This is a genomic window from Pseudomonas sp. AL03 (assembly GCF_029960815.1).
In the GTDB taxonomy this organism is placed as follows: Bacteria; Pseudomonadota; Gammaproteobacteria; order Pseudomonadales; family Pseudomonadaceae; genus Aquipseudomonas.
On record NZ_JASBRE010000036.1, the window covers coordinates 14,602 to 30,639 of the forward strand.

At 59.2% G+C, this 16,038-nt stretch carries 16 protein-coding genes; 6 read left to right on the top strand and 10 right to left on the bottom strand.

The window, feature by feature from the left end; translation table 11 throughout:
- Positions 1–156 precede the first annotated feature (156 nt).
- Positions 157–465, top strand: a complete 309-nt coding sequence (locus QK293_RS24365; RefSeq protein WP_282382037.1) for an RcnB family protein — start codon at positions 157–159, stop codon at positions 463–465.
- Positions 466–477: 12 nt separating this feature from the next.
- On the opposite strand, the gene QK293_RS24370 is transcribed toward QK293_RS24365, so the two are convergent.
- Positions 478–1,551, bottom strand: a complete 1,074-nt coding sequence (locus QK293_RS24370; protein WP_282382040.1) for a sensor domain-containing diguanylate cyclase — start codon at positions 1,549–1,551, stop codon at positions 478–480.
- A 185-nt stretch (positions 1,552–1,736) separates the two neighbouring features.
- On the opposite strand from QK293_RS24370, the gene QK293_RS24375 reads away from it, so the two are divergent.
- Positions 1,737–2,075 carry an FKBP-type peptidyl-prolyl cis-trans isomerase gene (locus tag QK293_RS24375; RefSeq protein ID WP_282382043.1) on the top strand — a complete coding sequence of 113 codons (339 nt, stop codon included), beginning with the start codon at positions 1,737–1,739 and terminating at the stop codon, positions 2,073–2,075.
- Positions 2,076–2,152: 77 nt separating this feature from the next.
- On the opposite strand, the gene QK293_RS24380 is transcribed toward QK293_RS24375, so the two are convergent.
- The 3 genes from QK293_RS24380 to QK293_RS24390 all read right to left on the bottom strand — a co-directional run bounded on the left by QK293_RS24380 (position 2,153) and on the right by QK293_RS24390 (position 5,019).
- Complete coding sequence (locus QK293_RS24380) at positions 2,153–2,488, bottom strand: hypothetical protein (protein ID WP_282382045.1); 336 nt, start codon at positions 2,486–2,488, stop codon at positions 2,153–2,155.
- A complete protein-coding gene (locus QK293_RS24385; RefSeq protein WP_282382048.1) occupies positions 2,485–3,726 on the bottom strand; it encodes an S-type pyocin domain-containing protein in 1,242 nt (413 codons plus the stop codon). The genes QK293_RS24380 and QK293_RS24385 overlap by 4 nt, the downstream gene beginning before the upstream one ends.
- A gap of 171 nt (positions 3,727–3,897) precedes the next feature.
- Positions 3,898–5,019, bottom strand: a complete 1,122-nt coding sequence (locus tag QK293_RS24390) for a cytochrome P450 (RefSeq protein ID WP_282382050.1) — start codon at positions 5,017–5,019, stop codon at positions 3,898–3,900.
- Positions 5,020–5,101: 82 nt separating this feature from the next.
- Here QK293_RS24390 and QK293_RS24395 point away from each other — a divergent pair, with 82 nt between their 5' ends.
- Complete coding sequence (locus QK293_RS24395; RefSeq protein WP_282382051.1) at positions 5,102–5,866, top strand: winged helix-turn-helix domain-containing protein; 765 nt, start codon at positions 5,102–5,104, stop codon at positions 5,864–5,866.
- Here the strand turns inward: QK293_RS24395 and QK293_RS24400 are convergent.
- Positions 5,863–6,471 carry a LysE family translocator gene (locus tag QK293_RS24400; protein WP_282382054.1) on the bottom strand — a complete coding sequence of 203 codons (609 nt, stop codon included), beginning with the start codon at positions 6,469–6,471 and terminating at the stop codon, positions 5,863–5,865. The genes QK293_RS24395 and QK293_RS24400 overlap by 4 nt on opposite strands.
- A gap of 105 nt (positions 6,472–6,576) precedes the next feature.
- Here QK293_RS24400 and QK293_RS24405 point away from each other — a divergent pair, with 105 nt between their 5' ends.
- From QK293_RS24405 to QK293_RS24415, 3 genes are all read left to right on the top strand, one after another.
- The gene (locus QK293_RS24405) at positions 6,577–7,476 is read left to right on the top strand and encodes a LysR substrate-binding domain-containing protein (protein ID WP_282382057.1); all 900 of its coding nucleotides are present in this window, start codon (positions 6,577–6,579) and stop codon (positions 7,474–7,476) included.
- 79 nt (positions 7,477–7,555) lie between these two features.
- Positions 7,556–8,776 (top strand): putative DNA modification/repair radical SAM protein, encoded by a 1,221-nt coding sequence (locus QK293_RS24410; protein ID WP_282382060.1) that lies wholly within the window; start codon positions 7,556–7,558, stop codon positions 8,774–8,776.
- Complete coding sequence (locus tag QK293_RS24415; protein WP_282382062.1) at positions 8,773–9,615, top strand: TIGR03915 family putative DNA repair protein; 843 nt, start codon at positions 8,773–8,775, stop codon at positions 9,613–9,615. The genes QK293_RS24410 and QK293_RS24415 overlap by 4 nt, the downstream gene beginning before the upstream one ends.
- 53 nt (positions 9,616–9,668) lie before the next feature.
- Here QK293_RS24415 and QK293_RS24420 read toward each other — a convergent pair whose 3' ends face one another.
- From QK293_RS24420 to QK293_RS24440, 5 genes are all read right to left on the bottom strand, one after another.
- Positions 9,669–10,688 (bottom strand): branched-chain amino acid aminotransferase, encoded by a 1,020-nt coding sequence (locus QK293_RS24420; protein WP_282382065.1) that lies wholly within the window; start codon positions 10,686–10,688, stop codon positions 9,669–9,671.
- 279 nt (positions 10,689–10,967) lie between these two features.
- Complete coding sequence (gene lpdA, locus QK293_RS24425; RefSeq protein ID WP_282382067.1) at positions 10,968–12,350, bottom strand: dihydrolipoyl dehydrogenase; 1,383 nt, start codon at positions 12,348–12,350, stop codon at positions 10,968–10,970.
- A gap of 18 nt (positions 12,351–12,368) precedes the next feature.
- The gene (locus tag QK293_RS24430) at positions 12,369–13,640 is read right to left on the bottom strand and encodes a dihydrolipoamide acetyltransferase family protein (RefSeq protein WP_282382070.1); all 1,272 of its coding nucleotides are present in this window, start codon (positions 13,638–13,640) and stop codon (positions 12,369–12,371) included.
- Positions 13,641–14,699: an alpha-ketoacid dehydrogenase subunit beta gene (locus QK293_RS24435; protein WP_282382073.1), complete on the bottom strand. Its 1,059-nt coding sequence runs from the start codon at positions 14,697–14,699 to the stop codon at positions 13,641–13,643.
- Between the two features lies 1 nt (position 14,700).
- On the bottom strand, positions 14,701–15,936 hold the full coding sequence (locus tag QK293_RS24440; protein WP_282382076.1) for a 3-methyl-2-oxobutanoate dehydrogenase (2-methylpropanoyl-transferring) subunit alpha: 1,236 nt from the start codon (positions 15,934–15,936) through the stop codon (positions 14,701–14,703).
- Positions 15,937–16,038 lie beyond the last annotated feature (102 nt).

Sequence of the window (16,038 nt, forward strand, 5' to 3'; positions counted from 1 at the left end):
GCGAAACTCCAGGGACTCGGTGCGGCGGGGCGGTAAGGATAAAGGCTTGAGAAGCGTGCGTCAGCCAATGCAATCGCAATCATTGCAGCAATAAGGAATGATTCAGCGCCAGCGCAGTCGGATTTCAGGTACCACGACATCAATGGAGGTTCACCGATGAACAACAAGACCCTTATCGCCAGCCTCGCCCTGGTCGCAGGCATTGCCGGTATCAGCCCGATCGTTCAAGCGGATGACCCCCCGCAAAAAACCGTCCAGCCCGGGGCTAACAATTCCCGCCAACTGGTGGTCGGCGACCGCGCCCCCGACGTTTACCAACGCAGCGAAAAAGCCCTGGTTAATTGGAAGCAGGAAGGCCTGAAAGCGCCAAAGGCTCAGGCGCAGTGGGTGCAGATCAATGACAAGTACATGATGGTGATGATCACCAACGGGACGATTGTGGATATCACGCCGGCGGAGCGTTAGGCCGCCGAAAGGCTATTCGCTATGAGCGCGTACCGGGCTTTCAGTGCCCAACCGATACTGATTATTCCCACTGCGCTTCGCCTCATACATCGCCAGGTCCGCTATATGAATCAACCGGTCCATGCTTGGCGCATGGTCCGGGAACACCGCGCCCCCCAGACTGGTGCCGATGTGTCGTTGATCATTACCGATGGTCACCGGTGGCGACAGTTCGACGAAGATTTTCTGGCAAATGCTGCGGGCTTCGTCTTGCAGGTTGTTGCCCTGGGACAGGCCTTGAAGGATGACCACAAATTCGTCGCCACCGATCCGGGCGACGGTATCGGTTGAACGCAGGATTCGCTTCAGTCGGGTGGCGGTGGTGATCAGGACCCGGTCGCCGGCCGCATGACCGTAATGGTCGTTGATTGCCTTGAAACCATTGAGGTCGACAAACACCAGCGCAACCCTCGTGGCGCTGATGCGGGCCTGTTCCAGCGCTTCGGACAGGCGCTCTTCGAGCACCAGGCGATTGGGCAGACCGGTCAGCGGGTCGAAGTGGGCCAAGTGTTGCAGGTAGCTGGCGGAGGCTTTTTCCTCGGTGATATCGCGTACCACGCCCATCATCTTGATCGTTGCATCGTGGTCGTTCTTGACCACATTGCCCGTCTCGCGCAACCAGCGAATGGTGCCGTCGGGCCAGATGACCCGGTATTCCTCGTCATGGTTTTCGCCGGTTTCCAGGCAGCGCAACTCGCCGGCCCGGACCTTGGTCCGGTCGTCCGGGTGAACGCATGAGCAAAACAGCGCGTAGGAGGGCGTTACTTCCTCGATCTTGAAGCCGAACATGGCGTAGATCGCGTCCGACCAATAGAGCTTGTCGGTATCGACATCCCAGTCCCAGGTACCGATGCGGGCGAAGTATTGGCTGCGCTTGAAGCGTTCGGCGTCGCCGTCCTGACGGATATTTTGTCCGTCAGTCAGGCGGGTGATCAGCACGCGATACTCGGCCAGCTGCTTTTGCAGCGAACGCTCGCGACAGATCAACGCGATGATCAGGGCAAGCATCACTAAGCCGATGGTTGCGCTGGTCCAGTCTCCATTCATTCAGGAATTGCCATCATTGCGTGTTGAGCCGTGCGGGTAGGTGCTGCATATCTTAGTTCACGGTCACTGCAGGAAACAGGTTTAAACCCCTCGCCAGTCGATTCGAATGGTTGCCAATCGGCTGAAAATCTGGGAAAACGGCGCCCATAAAGCCTTTCGGGCAAACGAATACGCGAGTGCATGCAATGAATGACGAGCTTCAGATAATCGACCTCCAATCGGGCGACGGCAAAGCCGCCGTCAAAGGCGCGCTGATCACCACGCAGTACCGTGGCTGGCTGGAAGACGGCACCGAGTTCGATTCTTCCTACAGCCGTGGCAAGCCTTTTCAGTGCGTGATCGGCACTGGTCGGGTTATCAAAGGGTGGGATCAGGGGATTATCGGTATGCAGGTTGGCGGTAAGCGCAAGCTGTTGGTGCCTGCGCATTTGGCTTATGGCGAGCGGACCATGGGCAAGATCGCGCCGCACTCGAACCTGATCTTCGAGATTGAATTGCTGGAAGTGCTGACGCGCGATGATTGATGCGTGAGTTGAAATTAGCTTTATGACGAGGGCAGCCCCCTCGCCACAATGTTCGTGCGTTCGAGGTCCCTGGCGGATCAGGTGAATGCGTCAATATCGTCACGCGTGTCAGCAATAATTCCTTCAAGGCAAGGGAATTTGCTTTTCACCTTTTCGAGTGCCGCCAGCACCGTTTCCTTATCCAGTTCGCCCTGACGGCGAGCGAGATGACCAAGAGCCGTGATGGCGGATGCTGCAACTGATTCGGTCTCACTTGCGAGGTATTTAAGGCAAGTGTTCTGAGCCCAGGTGATGTCTGCTTCATTCAGACCGATGGAAACCAATGCTGCAGTAACATTCGTATCCACGCAGCTTGCAAGAAGCGTCGTTGCTTCATCATGGCTCATTGATGGGTCTTGATAGAGAAGGCTCACTTTTTAGCTCCCAGAATATTGCCCTTGTTGTCTACTTTCTTAGCTTTGATCAGAGCATTTTTCATATCTTGGTGGAGTTTATCCCATGGCCTGACGTGGCCGTGGTAGACATCCCCTCCCGTACGGTCAAAGACAACAAGCTCATTTGTGCCTGGATCGAGGCCGATTCTGCGTGGTGATGTAGATTTCACCTGAACTGAGTTCTCAAGCGCTTCCTGTCCATTAGCGGGGCCCTTACTTTTGACTGGAGTATCTATCTTGCCATGGTAACTGGCTGCATCGAACTCCAGTGCCAAGACAATATAGAGAGGTTTGATACCGGAATCGGCTGGAAATACAAGGATGAAGTCCTTGTACTCAGGCGGGTAAATCGGGTTGACGATGATGTTATCTGCCTGTTCGGTAGGCGGATAAATCCAGATGTGCGGGGCTTGTGGGGCACCTTCTAGCGGTGGGATTCCCGAAGTGCTCGACGGGTCAACGGCTGGCGTCCACATCAGCGTTGTCCCATTGCCGAAGTCAGCCACTTGCTGAGTGCCTTGAACTACGAACTGCACTACAGGAATCATTTCCCAATCGCTGCGCTTCTGGGTGTTGTATCCGTATCCCTTCAAGGTGCCATCGGCCTGTTGTTCGACATGCAGTCGGACACGTGTACGGCCTTCTTTGATCGACTTGAGCTGTTCTTCGGTGTACAGGGAACTGTCCCCCAGACTCGACGGCCAGAGTAGTGCAACCATTCCCGCCAATGCGCCTGCAGCAACACCTCCCGTTACTACGCCTGCACCACCAGCAGCACTTGTGCCGGTGCCAGCAGCACCAACCCCGCCTAAGAGAAGCGTTCCCAATGCAGCAGGTAACGCGTTACCACTGATTTTTTTGAGAGGGATGTTTCCCGCTGCATCTCTTTCGCGACCACCCAGCAGGGAGAGTTTTCCGTAATCGGCCAGTTTCTCGATAGGGACAAAACCGGCTGGGTTGTCGTGATTGATTACGCCGTCGGGGAGGTTGCAGCTTTTGGCGAACACGCACCCCCTGGAGCCGGGAGGGTCCCGTTGTTGAGGTTGTCTGACGAAACGGTCTTCATAGGCCTGTTGTCGGGCCAGCATGTCGTCATATGTTTTTTGTCTGGCGTCCCGCTCTGCCAGTTCGGTGGCGTTCATGTAGCGGCTGGTGACGTGGTGCCCGTCGCCTGACGGTGGGTTCTGAATCCGAGGTATGCCTGTTTTGCGAGCCATGAGCGTCCTTGTTTCATCTTTTGAAAACGATGCGGACGCTATATCAAAGGGCATTTGATAGATGTAGGACGGGTCTGAAACTCTATGAACTGCGGAAGTGCTGACGCGCGATGATTCGGATGCAGAGCGTGTTGGTCGATCCGACTTGCCCGCGAAGAACGATGACATGGTCTAAGGCAAATCGCTAAAGAGCGGAATCCGCCCGTTCAGCGTAGGCCTGTAGTGCCAGGTCAGGCGATCCAAAGCAGGTTTCATCGCTAGAATTTCCTTCAATGTAGCGCTGGCAATGCTCAGGGCCAGAAGCTGTCCCGGACATTGATGCCGCCCCGCACCGAAAGTGAAACTGCGACGGTCTGGACGATCCAGAAGAAAGACTTCGGGATGGTCATTGAGTTGCGGATCACGATTAGCCGAAGCCAGCAGAACCAGAATCACATCGCCAGTGTTCAGACTTATACCGTCGATTTCACAAGGCGCAGCGACAAACCGGCGAGTGTTCTGCACCGACGGATCGAAGCGCTGAACTTCTGCAATCAAGTCTTCAACGCATGTCGATTCGTTCCGCAACGACGGGTTTCGGATCAACGTCAACAGCGTATTGCCGATCAGCCCGGCGGTGGCTTCATAGGTCTGGGAGAACAGGCCGATCAGGTTGGCGATCAACGTTTCAGAGTCGTCAGATGTTGCCGCGAAGCGCTGGCGGATCCCGGCGAGCAGGGCGCTCTGATGGCTCGGGTCATCCAGCAGTTCAATGAAATAGCCGCTCAACTGTTCGGCAGCAGCCTGTGCCGCGTCCAATTGCACCTGATCGCTGAGGGGCGACAAACAGGCCACGAAGTCGGCGGTCAACTCGCCAATGGCGCGGCCCTGAGCAGGGGAAAACCCGAGCAATGCAGCCACCACGCAAACCGGCCCGCGGAACATCGCGTTGTACAACCCATCGGCGCCCGGAGTAATCAGACGAGCGCCAACCAGCACATTGACTTCATCGACATCAATCAACGCCAACTCCGGTTGAATCGCCGACCTCGGGCAACGCTGCCGTTCGCCCTCATTCATCCGCATCAACTGACCAAAGACCCGTCCAGCCATGCCGCCAACAATCGCCTTGGGCACCGGCTCGTGGGACGGCCGGACATGACAGTCTGGATGCGCCAGCACGGCCGCAACGGCTCGGGCGCTACTCGTCACCCACACGTTCAGTCCTTCGTGAAAAACCAGCCCGCCCTCCGCGCGCAGTTGCGCGTAATAGGGATAAGGATTGGCATGAGTCGCAGCGATGATCGGGTCCATGGGTCACAGCCTTGTTCGTGGTTGGAAAAGTGTTGCTACTATCTCCAGTCCGAAAGGGCCTTGATTCGTCCGGGAGCGAAATATGAACGTAGAACAGCACGACATCGGCGTTTCTCACGTGGCCGCGGCCATCGCGGAACCGGCCCGGACGAAAATCCTCTGTTCGCTGATGGACGGCCACGCCCGCACCAGCACCGAGTTGGCGGCGATTGCAGAAGTCAGCGCCTCCACCGCCAGCGCGCACCTGGCCAAACTCAAGGAACTGGCGCTGGTGCGATTGCACGTTCAGGGCCGCCATCGCTATTACAGGTTGGCGGACAAGCGCGTCGCCCAGGCGCTGGAAGCGTTGATGGTGATCGGCCAGAACGCCGCGCCGACCTTCAACCCGCGTACCCCGGATCGCCTGCAATTTGCCCGCACCTGCTACGACCACATGGCCGGCACGTTGGCGGTGCTGCTGCATGACCGGATGATCGAAGCGGGGTGGTTGCTGGAAACCGATGAACAGGTCTATCAGATGAGCGACAGCGGTGAGGCGTTGTTCGGAGGATTGGGTATCGAGGTCAAGGACCTGAATACGCTGCGCCGCCGCTTCGCCTGCCCATGCCTGGACTGGAGCATGCGCCGGCCGCATCTGGGCGGTTCGTTGGGGGCGGCGTTGTTGCAAGTGGCGATCAAGCGTAAATGGGTGACTCAAGACCTGGACAGCCGCGCGCTGGCGTTGACGGCGACGGGGCGCAAGGAACTCAGCAGCCGGTTCGCTGTTGAACTGCCGATTCAGGTATCGACAGCACAGCCCACGTCCACCCAGACCAGGCGTCGCGCGATCGCCAGTTCTGTACCTTAGCGACTGGCCGAGGCCATCAGCACGCCGAAACCGGCGAAGGTCACGCCCGAGACTTTCGCCGCCAGCCAGGAACCCTTCGGGCTGGACAACCAGCCTTTGGCAGCATTGGCGAGCAAGGCATAGCTGCCATGCACCAGGATCACCAGTACGGCGTAGGAGGCGACGAGCTTGAAGAACTGGGTGGAGAAGTGCGCCGAGGTGTCGATGAATTGCGGGAACACCGCCAGAAAGAAAAACACAGCCTTGGGGTTCAAAAACTGGATCGAAGCCGCTTCAAGGAAGCGATAACCCGGGCTTGAGGGGCGCGTTTCAAGCCGCGCGTTGAAACGATCCGAGCGCCAGCTCTTGTAACCCAGGTACAACAAATAGGCGGCCCCGGCGTATTTCAACGCGGTGAAGGCGTTGGCGGAGGTGCTGAGGATCAGGCCGACACTGGTGGCGCTGATGGCGGCGACGACAAACGCCCCCGACGCGATCCCCAGAATTCCCGGCACTGCGCCCGTCCAGCCGTGACGCACAGCGTTGGACAGGGTCAGGACCACGCCAGGTCCCGGGCTCAAAATGGTCAGGGTGGCGAAAAGTAGAAAGAGTCCGTAGCTGTTCATGTCTTGCTCCGTCAGGTGGCGCTGGCTGCATGCGGGCAGATTGGCGTGGCGACGTGGGCGTGACAAACGCTTTAATTGCGGTGCATATGTGACTAAATTAGACGCATGACAAATCCACTACCGCCACTTAATGCTGTTCGCGCGTTCGCCGTTGCTGCTCGTCATCAGAGTTTCAGCCTGGCGGCCGAAGAGCTGCATGTCAGTCACAGTGCCGTCAGCCGGCACGTCAAATTGCTTGAGGAGCACCTGGGCGTGCTGCTGTTCGAGCGGCGTATCCGTCAGTCGGTGCTGACACCGGTCGGCCAGCGCTTTTATGAGCAAGTCAGTGCCGGGTTGTCGCAGATCGCCAATGCTGCCGCTGCGCTCAAACAACATGCCTCGCTGCCGACCGTGAAGATCAATGTCCGTCCGTCCTTTGCCATGCTTTGGCTGACGCCCAGGCTGGCGGACTTCATTGCGCAGCACCCGGACATCAATCCGCAGGTGATCACACAAACCCAGGCACCCGATCATGTACGCGACGGGTTCGACATCGTCATTCGCCGTGGTCGTGACGATTGGGCGCCGGCGATTGAGGCGCGAGCCCTCTTCGACGACAAGTTGTTACTGGTCGCGGCACCCTCGTTGATCGAGCGCCAGGTCCTTGAAAACCTCACGTCCCTGAGCCGGCATACGTTATTGACCGCCAAGGCGCGTCGCGAAGACTGGCACAATTGGGCCATGCACTTTGGTCAAACCCAATCAGCCACTCAGGTCACCCGGCAGTTTGATCACATGCACCGGGTGCTTGAGGCCGCCGTGGATGGACAGGGTATTGCCTTGTGCCCGACCTCGTTGCTGGGCACCCACCTCTCGAGCGGACGCCTGATCTGCCCGTTGCCCGAGTTGCGCATGCCGCTGCCGCGTTATTACTACGGGGTTGCGCCGGACGCTACGGCGCAGACGCGGGTGTTTGTGGAATGGTTGTTTGCCCGGATTGCTCAGGAGGCGGCTCTTGTGCTGTGACCCGACCAAGGGTTCGATGGTGACTTGAACAGCGGGCGTTGACTCTGTACTGTATATCCACACAGTATAGGCGTGCCCCATGGAACTCATCGACAAGCTCAGCATTCTCGCAGACGCCGCCAAGTACGACGCCTCATGCGCCAGCAGCGGCGCGCCGAAGCGCAGCTCCGAGGGAAAGAGCGGGCTGGGTTCGACCGATGGCATGGGCATCTGTCACAGCTATACGCCAGACGGACGTTGCGTTTCGTTGCTGAAAATTCTGCTGACCAACTTCTGTCTCTACGACTGTCAATACTGCGTCAATAGACGCTCCAGCGACGTGCCCCGCGCCCGCTTCACGCCGGAAGAAGTGGTGACGCTGACCATGGATTTCTACCGGCGCAACTGCGTTAGCGGGCTGTTTCTCAGCTCCGGGATCATTCGATCGGCGGATTACACCATGGAGCAGCTGATTCGCGTGGCCAAGCTGTTGCGCGAAGACCATGAGTTTCGCGGTTACATCCACCTCAAGACCATTCCCGAAGCCGACCCTGCGCTGATCGAGGAAGCGGGGCGTTATGCCGATCGCTTGAGCGTCAACATCGAGTTGCCCACCGACGAAAGTCTGCAAACACTGGCCCCGGAAAAACACCTGGGCTCGATCAAGCAAGCGATGCAGACGATCTACACCGGCGAGCAAACGGTGCTCAACGAACCGCGCGCGCCGAAATTTGCCCCGGCCGGGCAGAGCACGCAGATGATCGTTGGCGCCGATGACACCGACGACAGCACCATTCTTCACAGTGCCCAGGCGCTGTACGGCAACTTCCGTTTGCGTCGGGTCTATTACTCCGCGTTCAGTCCGATCCCCAATAGCCCGAAGAGCGTGCCGCTGGCCGCGCCGCCGCTGATGCGCGAGCACCGTCTGTACCAAGCTGACTTCTTACTGCGCAGCTACGGCTTCACGGCGGGCGAATTGTTCCAGGGGCCGGGACATCTCGCGCTCGACATCGACCCGAAACTGGCTTGGGCACTGGAAAATCGTGAGGTTTTCCCGCTGGATCTCAATCGCGCCGAGGCGTCGCTGATCGCCCGAATTCCCGGCATCGGCCTTCGGACCACCGAGCGTCTGGTGGAACTGCGTCAGCAGCGACGCATTCGTTATGAGGATCTGGCACGGATGCGCTGCGTACTGGCCAAGGCCAAGCCGTTCTTCATCACCAGTGATTACCACCCGCAGCAGGCCGAGGTCACCAGTCATCTGCTGTATCAGCAACTGCGCGACCGTCCGCAACCGCAGCAAATGGGATTGTGGGGATGATTAATCTGGACTGCGACGACCTGTTCGACACCTGGCGTCAGCAGGCGCGTTGGTTGCTCAGTCATGAGGTCGATCCGAGTTGGGTGGGCTGGGCCAGTGAAGGTGTGGCAGACCTGTTCGCCAGTGACGATGTACTGCCCAAAACGCAGGGGCCGTATCAGGCACGAGTTCCCAGAGCGCTGTTGGACACCCTTGAGCGCGCCGCCCGTTATCGAGGCGATCAGCGTTGGAGTCTGTTGTACGAGGTGCTGTGGCGGGTTAGTCACGGCGATCGCACGGCAATGCTCGCGGGTGACAAACTCGGCAGTGAATTTCAGAGGAGAATCAAACAGATACAGCGTGAATCTCATCATTTACATGCATTCGTCCGGTTTGTCGCGATGCCTGAAAATGAGGGTCCGCAATACGTTGCCTGGTATGAACCGGCCCATGACATCCTGCACAGCGCCAGTGAACACTTCATCGGCCGAATGGGCCGTCACCGCTGGCTGATCGCCACGCCTCGAGACGGGGTGTACTACGATGGCGAGCAGTTGATTCACCAACGGCAATGCCCGGTTGAATGGCAGCAGCTGGCGCGAAATGTCGACGACCCGCACGGCGAGATGTGGTTGACCTACTACCGCCACATCTTTAATCCGGCGCGGTTGAACCCGAAAGTCATGCAGGGGCATTTGCCGGCGCGGTTCTGGAAAAACCTGCCTGAAGGCGCGTTGATTCCGGGGTTGATCACTCAGGCACGGACCGGCAAGCAACAGGACGGTCAGGCCAGCGGCATCAAGGGCAGGGGCGGCAAGCGCATTGCGCTGGGAGAGGGCGAACGTAGCCAAGGCTCATAAAAAAGCCCCCCATCGCCAATGCGATGGAGGGCTTCATTGCAGCGGACGTCAGATCAAACCTTGACGATCCAACCCGCTGGCGCCTCGACGTCGCCAGTCTGTACTCCGGTCAGCTCTTTGTAGAGCTTCTGGGTGACCGGGCCGACTTCAGTTTCGCTGTGGAACACGTGCAGTTTGTCGTTGTAGCTGATGCCGCCGATCGGTGTGATCACCGCGGCAGTACCGCAAGCGCCGGCTTCCTTGAAGTCGGACAGCTTGTCGATGAACACGTCACCTTCGACCACTTCCAGGCCCAGACGCGATTTTGCCAGCTCGATCAACGACAGACGAGTAATACCCGGCAGTACCGACGGCGAGTTCGGGGTAACGAACTTGTTGTCGTGGGTGATCCCGAAGAAGTTGGCCGAACCGACTTCTTCGATTTTCGTGTGGGTCATCGGGTCCAGGTAGATGCAGTCGGCGAAGTGGGCTTTCTTGGCTTGGGAACCTGGCATCAGGCTGGCCGCGTAGTTGCCACCGACCTTGGCCGCACCGGTGCCTTGTGGGGCGGCGCGGTCGTAGCTGGAGATCAGGAACTTGTGCGGGGTCAGGCCGCCCTTGAAGTAGGCGCCGACCGGGATGCAGAAGATCGAGAAGATGAACTCGGGTGCGGTACGCACGCCGATGTTGTCACCCACGCCGATCACGAACGGACGCAGGTACAGCGCACCGCCGGTGCCGTAAGGCGGGATGAAACGCTCGTTGGCGCGGACTACTTCTTTACAGGCATCGATGAACTGCTCGGTTTCCACGAACGGCATCAGCAGGCGCGCGCAACTGCGTTGCATGCGTGCGGCGTTCTGATCCGGGCGAAACAGGTTGATCGAACCGTCCTTGCAACGATAGGCCTTCAGGCCTTCGAAGCATTGCTGGCCATAGTGAAGGGCAGTGGAACCTTCGCTGATGTGCAGCACATTGTCTTCGGTCAGGGTGCCTTTGTCCCACTCGCCATTACGCCAGTGCGACAGATAGCGCTTGTCTGTCTTGATGTAGTCAAAACCCAACTTGTCCCAATTGATGCTTTCGTTACCCATGACACCCTCTATCACTTAACGACCGCCGAAACGGTTCAAGGCTTCTGACGTTTTTCTGGATGGGGACAACAATACTTCATTCCGAGCGCATTTCGCAGCCCAGATTACGATCCCTGTAGCAGCTGACGAGCACCGCGAGGCAGCGTTCGGCGGCGCAGCCGTCGCAAAACCGGCCATCGCATTCTTTCAGGGAGACCGCGTCAGGCAGATTACGACGACTTCGTCGCCGAACGCTGCCTCGCGGTGCTCGTCAGCTGCTACAGGGTTATGCGTCCGGTTTTAGAGGTGCAACGCGTGACCGAGGGCACGCAACGCCGCTTCCTGCACCGCCTCGCCGAGCGTCGGATGCGCGTGGATGGTGCCGGCGATGTCTTCCAGCCGAGCGCCCATTTCCAGGCTCTGACCGAACGCGGTCGACAATTCCGACACGCCCACCCCGACTGCCTGCCAGCCGACAATCACATGATTGTCACGCCGCGCCACGACCCGCACGAAGCCGCTTTTGGACTCCAGGGTCATCGCCCGGCCATTGGCCGCGAACGGGAAACTCGACACAATGCAGTCCAGGCCAGCAGCCTTGACGTCGTCCGGGGTCTTGCCGACCACCACCAGTTCCGGGTCGGTAAAGCACACGGCGGCAATCGCAGTTGGGTTGAACTCACGGGATTTACCGCTGATCAGTTCTGCAACCATTTCGCCCTGAGCCATGGCCCGGTGGGCGAGCATCGGTTCGCCGCTCAGGTCGCCGATGGCATACACGTTGCGCATGCTGGTCTGGCAGCGGTTGTCGATCTTGATCGCCGAGCCGTTCATGTCCAGGTTCAGCGCTTCAAGGTTCCAGCCCTGAGTGTTCGGTTTGCGACCGACGGCCACCAGTATCTGATCGCTTTCCAGGTTCAGGGTGTCGCCATTCGGGTCAAGAACCTGCAGTGTATTGCCTGCAGAATCAAAGCCTTGAACGCTATGCTTCAAGTAAAGCTTCACGCCAAGTTTTTTCAGTTCGTCATGCACAGGCTGCGTCAGTTCAGCGTCGTAGGCCGGCAGGATACGATCCTGAGCCTCGACCACGCTGACCTCGGCGCCGAGCTTGCGATAGGCAATCCCCAGCTCCAGACCGATGTAACCGCCACCGACCACGACCAGCCGTTTCGGCACGGACGTCGGCGCCAGGGCTTCGGTGGAGGAGATGATCGGCCCGCCAATCGGCAACATCGGCAAGTTCACGCTTTTTGAACCGGTGGCCAGCACCAGGTGCTCGCACTGAATCCGCGTGTCGCCGACGTCGACGGTTTTGCCGTCGATGACGTTCGCCCAACCTTTTATGACCTGGATCTTGTGCTTCTTCATCAGCGCCGAAACGCCGGTGGTCAGGCGATCGACGATGCCGTCCTTCCACTCGACGCTTTTGCCGATGTCCAGCGTCGGCGCCGACACGCTGATGCCCAGCGCCGAGTGCTGGCTGTGGTGCTGCGTCTGGTGGAACTGTTCAGCCACGTGAATCAACGCCTTCGACGGAATGCAGCCAATATTCAGGCACGTACCACCCAGTGATTCGCCTTCCACCAGAATGGTCGAAATGCCCAGCTGACCGGCACGAATCGCCGTCACATAACCGCCAGGGCCGCCGCCGATGATCAGCAGCGTAGTGTTCAGAGTTTGCATGCCTTGCTCCACAAATGCTTATTCCACAAACAGCGTGGCGGGTTGTTCGAGCAAGCCGCGAATGGCCTGGATGAATTGCGCCGCGTCCATGCCATCGACCACGCGGTGATCGAAGGAGCTGGAAAGGTTCATCATCTTGCGGATCACAATCTGGCCTTTCACCACCATTGGGCGTTCGACGATTTTGTTGACACCGACGATCGCCACTTCCGGCAGATTCAGCACCGGCGTGCTGACGATTCCGCCCAAAGCGCCGAGGCTGGTCAGGGTGATGCTCGAGCCGGACAGTTCATCGCGGCTGGCCTTGCCATTTCGGGCAGCAGTGGCCAAACGGGAGATTTCGATCGCGCTGTCCCACAAGCTGCGGGCTTCGGCGTGACGTACGACCGGCACCATCAAACCGATGTCGGCTTGCGTGGCGATGCCCACGTGTACCGCGCCGAGGCGGGTGATGACCTGGGCTTCGTCGTCGTAACGGGCGTTGATCTGCGGGAAATCGCGCAGGGCGACGACCAGCGCGCGGACCAGGAACGGCAGCAAGGTCAACTTGCCACGGGTCGCACCGTGTTTTTCGTTCAGGTGCGCGCGCAGTTCTTCCACGGCGGTAACGTCGATTTCTTCGACATAACTGAAGTGCGCGGCACGCTGAGTGGCGTCCTGCATGCGCTGGGCGATCTTGCGACGCATGCCGATGACCGGGATTTGTTCTTCGTCGTTACGCTGGGCGTAAGCGGCGGCAACGGTCGATTGCGGTTGTTGACCTTGCGCCAGATAAGCGTCGAGGTCTTCGTGCAGCACCCGCCCGGCAGGGCCGGTGCCACGCACCAGACGCAACTGGATGCCGAGATCCAGCGCATGCTTGCGCACTGCCGGGGAGGCCAGCGGGCGCTCATCGGCCTCGCGAGCGACCATCGGACCTTGGCAAACGGTAGCTCGCGGCGCTGCAGTCGCGACCGGTTTGCTTTCCACAACGGCTTCAACTTTCGGCGCCGCAACCGGCGCTTCTTTAACGGCTGCCGGTTGAGCCGACTCTTTAACGTTGCCCGCGCCTTCGACTTCAATGCTGATCAGGATGCTGCCGACGGCCATGACTTCGCCCGGCACACCGCCCAGCGCGATCACCTTGCCGTGAACCGGTGACGGAATGTCGACCATCGCCTTGTCAGTCATGACATCAGCCAGTACCTGATCTTCGACGACCATGTCGCCGACTTTGACGTGCCATACCGACAATTCAACTTCTGCAATGCCTTCACCAATGTCCGGCATCTTAATAACGTGCGTGCCCATTCAGACCTCCATAACCCGATGCAAAGCCGCGCCCACTCGGGTCGGGCCAGGGAAATACGCCCACTCTTGTGCGTGCGGGTAGGGAGTGTCCCAACCGGTGACGCGCTCGATAGGCGCTTCCAGGTAGTGGAAGCAGTGCTCTTGCACCAGGGCGACCAGTTCGGCACCGAAACCGCACGTGCGGGTCGCTTCGTGAACGATCACGCAACGTCCGGTTTTCTTCACTGACTTGACGATGGTGTCCAGGTCCAACGGCCACAGGCTGCGCAGGTCGATGACTTCAGCGTCGATGCCGGTTTCTTCAGCCGCGACTTGCGACACATAAACGGTGGTGCCGTAAGTCAGGATGGTCACGTCCTTGCCGGGACGCGCGATGGCGGCCACGTCCAGCGGCACGGTGTAGTAACCGTCCGGCACTTGCGCGGCGGGGTGTTTCGACCACGGGGTAACCGGGCGTTCGTGGTGGCCGTCGAACGGGCCGTTGTACAGGCGTTTTGGCTCGAGGAAGATCACCGGGTCATCGTTTTCGATGGAAGCGATCAACAAGCCTTTGGCGTCGTAAGGGTTGGAAGGCATCACGGTGCGCAAACCGCAGACCTGGGTGAACATCGCCTCGATGCTCTGGCTGTGGGTCTGGCCGCCGTAGATGCCGCCGCCGCAAGGCATGCGCAGGGTCATCGGGGCGGTGAACTCGCCGGCCGAGCGATAACGCAGCCGAGCGGCTTCGGAAATGATCTGGTCCGACGCCGGGTAAACGTAATCGGCGAACTGGATCTCGGCCACTGGCCGCAGACCGTAAGCGCCCATGCCCACGGCCACACCGACGATGCCGCTTTCGGAAATCGGTGCATCGAACACCCGGGAGGTGCCGTACTTGTTCTGCAGGCCTTCGGTGCAACGGAACACGCCGCCGAAGTAGCCGACGTCCTGGCCGAACACCACGACGTTGTCGTCACGCTCAAGCATCACATCCATGGCCGAGCGCAGGGCCTGGATCATGGTCATGGTGGTGGTGGTCATGGCGGTTTCCAACTCGATTTTATTGTTGTGATCGTTCATGTCAGATCCCCAACTCTTGACGCTGGCGCTTCAAGTGTTCCGGCATCTCTTTGTAGACGTCTTCGAACATGGTTGCGGCGCTTGGAATCTGGCCGCCGGCGAGGGTGCCGTATTGTTCGGCTTCTTTCTGCGCGGCGATCACTTCGGCTTCCAGCTCGGCGCTGACGGCGACGTGTTCCTCTTCGGACCACTGACCGATTTTCACCAGGTGCTGCTTGAGGCGCGTAATCGGGTCGCCCAACGGGAAGTAGCTCCAGTCGTCGGCAGGACGGTATTTGGACGGATCATCGGACGTCGAGTGCGGGCCGGCACGGTAGGTGACCCATTCGATCATGGTCGGGCCGAGGTTGCGGCGGGCACGTTCGGCGGCCCAGGCAGAAGCGGCGTAGACCGCGACGAAATCGTTGCCATCGACCCGCAGGGAGGCAATGCCGCAACCGACGCCACGTCCGGCAAACGTGGTGGCTTCACCACCGGCAATGGCCTGGAACGTGGAGATCGCCCACTGGTTGTTGACCACATTGAGGATCACTGGCGCACGGTAAACGTGGGCGAAGGTGAGGGCGGTGTGGAAGTCGGATTCAGCAGTGGCACCGTCGCCGATCCATGCCGAGGCGATTTTGGTGTCGCCCTTGATCGCCGAGGCCATGCCCCAGCCCACGCCTTGTACGAATTGGGTGGCGAGGTTGCCGGAGATGGTGAAGAAGCCGTGATCGCGCACCGAGTACATGATTGGCAGCTGACGGCCCTTGAGCGGATCGCGCTCGTTGGACAGCAATTGGCAGAGCAGGTCCACCAGCGGCACTTCGCGGGCCATCAGAATGCTTTGCTGACGGTAGGTGGGGAAGCACATGTCGTCGATGTTCAAGGCCAGGGCCTGGGCGCTGCCGATGGCTTCTTCGCCAAGGCTTTGCATGTAGAACGACATTTTTTTCTGACGCTGGGCGACCACCATGCGGTTGTCGAAGATCCGCGTCTTGAGCATGGCGCGCATGCCTTTACGCAGGATCTCGACCGGTACGCCTTCGGCCCATGGACCGAGGGCATTGCCCTCGTCATCGAGCACGCGAATCAAGCCCTTGGCCAGGTCGGCCGTGTCGGCCGGTTCAACGTCGATTGGGGGTTTGCGCACCGTGCCGGCGTCGGTCAGACGCAGGTAGGAGAAGTCGGTTTTGCAGCCGGGGCGGCCCGAAGGTTCGGGAACGTGCAGACGCAGCGGTTCGTACGCTTGGTTCATGGCTTCTACGCTCGATCTTGTGAATTTCTTGTAGTGAGCTGACTGTCATTCTTCTGTGGAAGAAATCTTGTCCTACAACAATCATAGTCCCGGCCAAGAAGA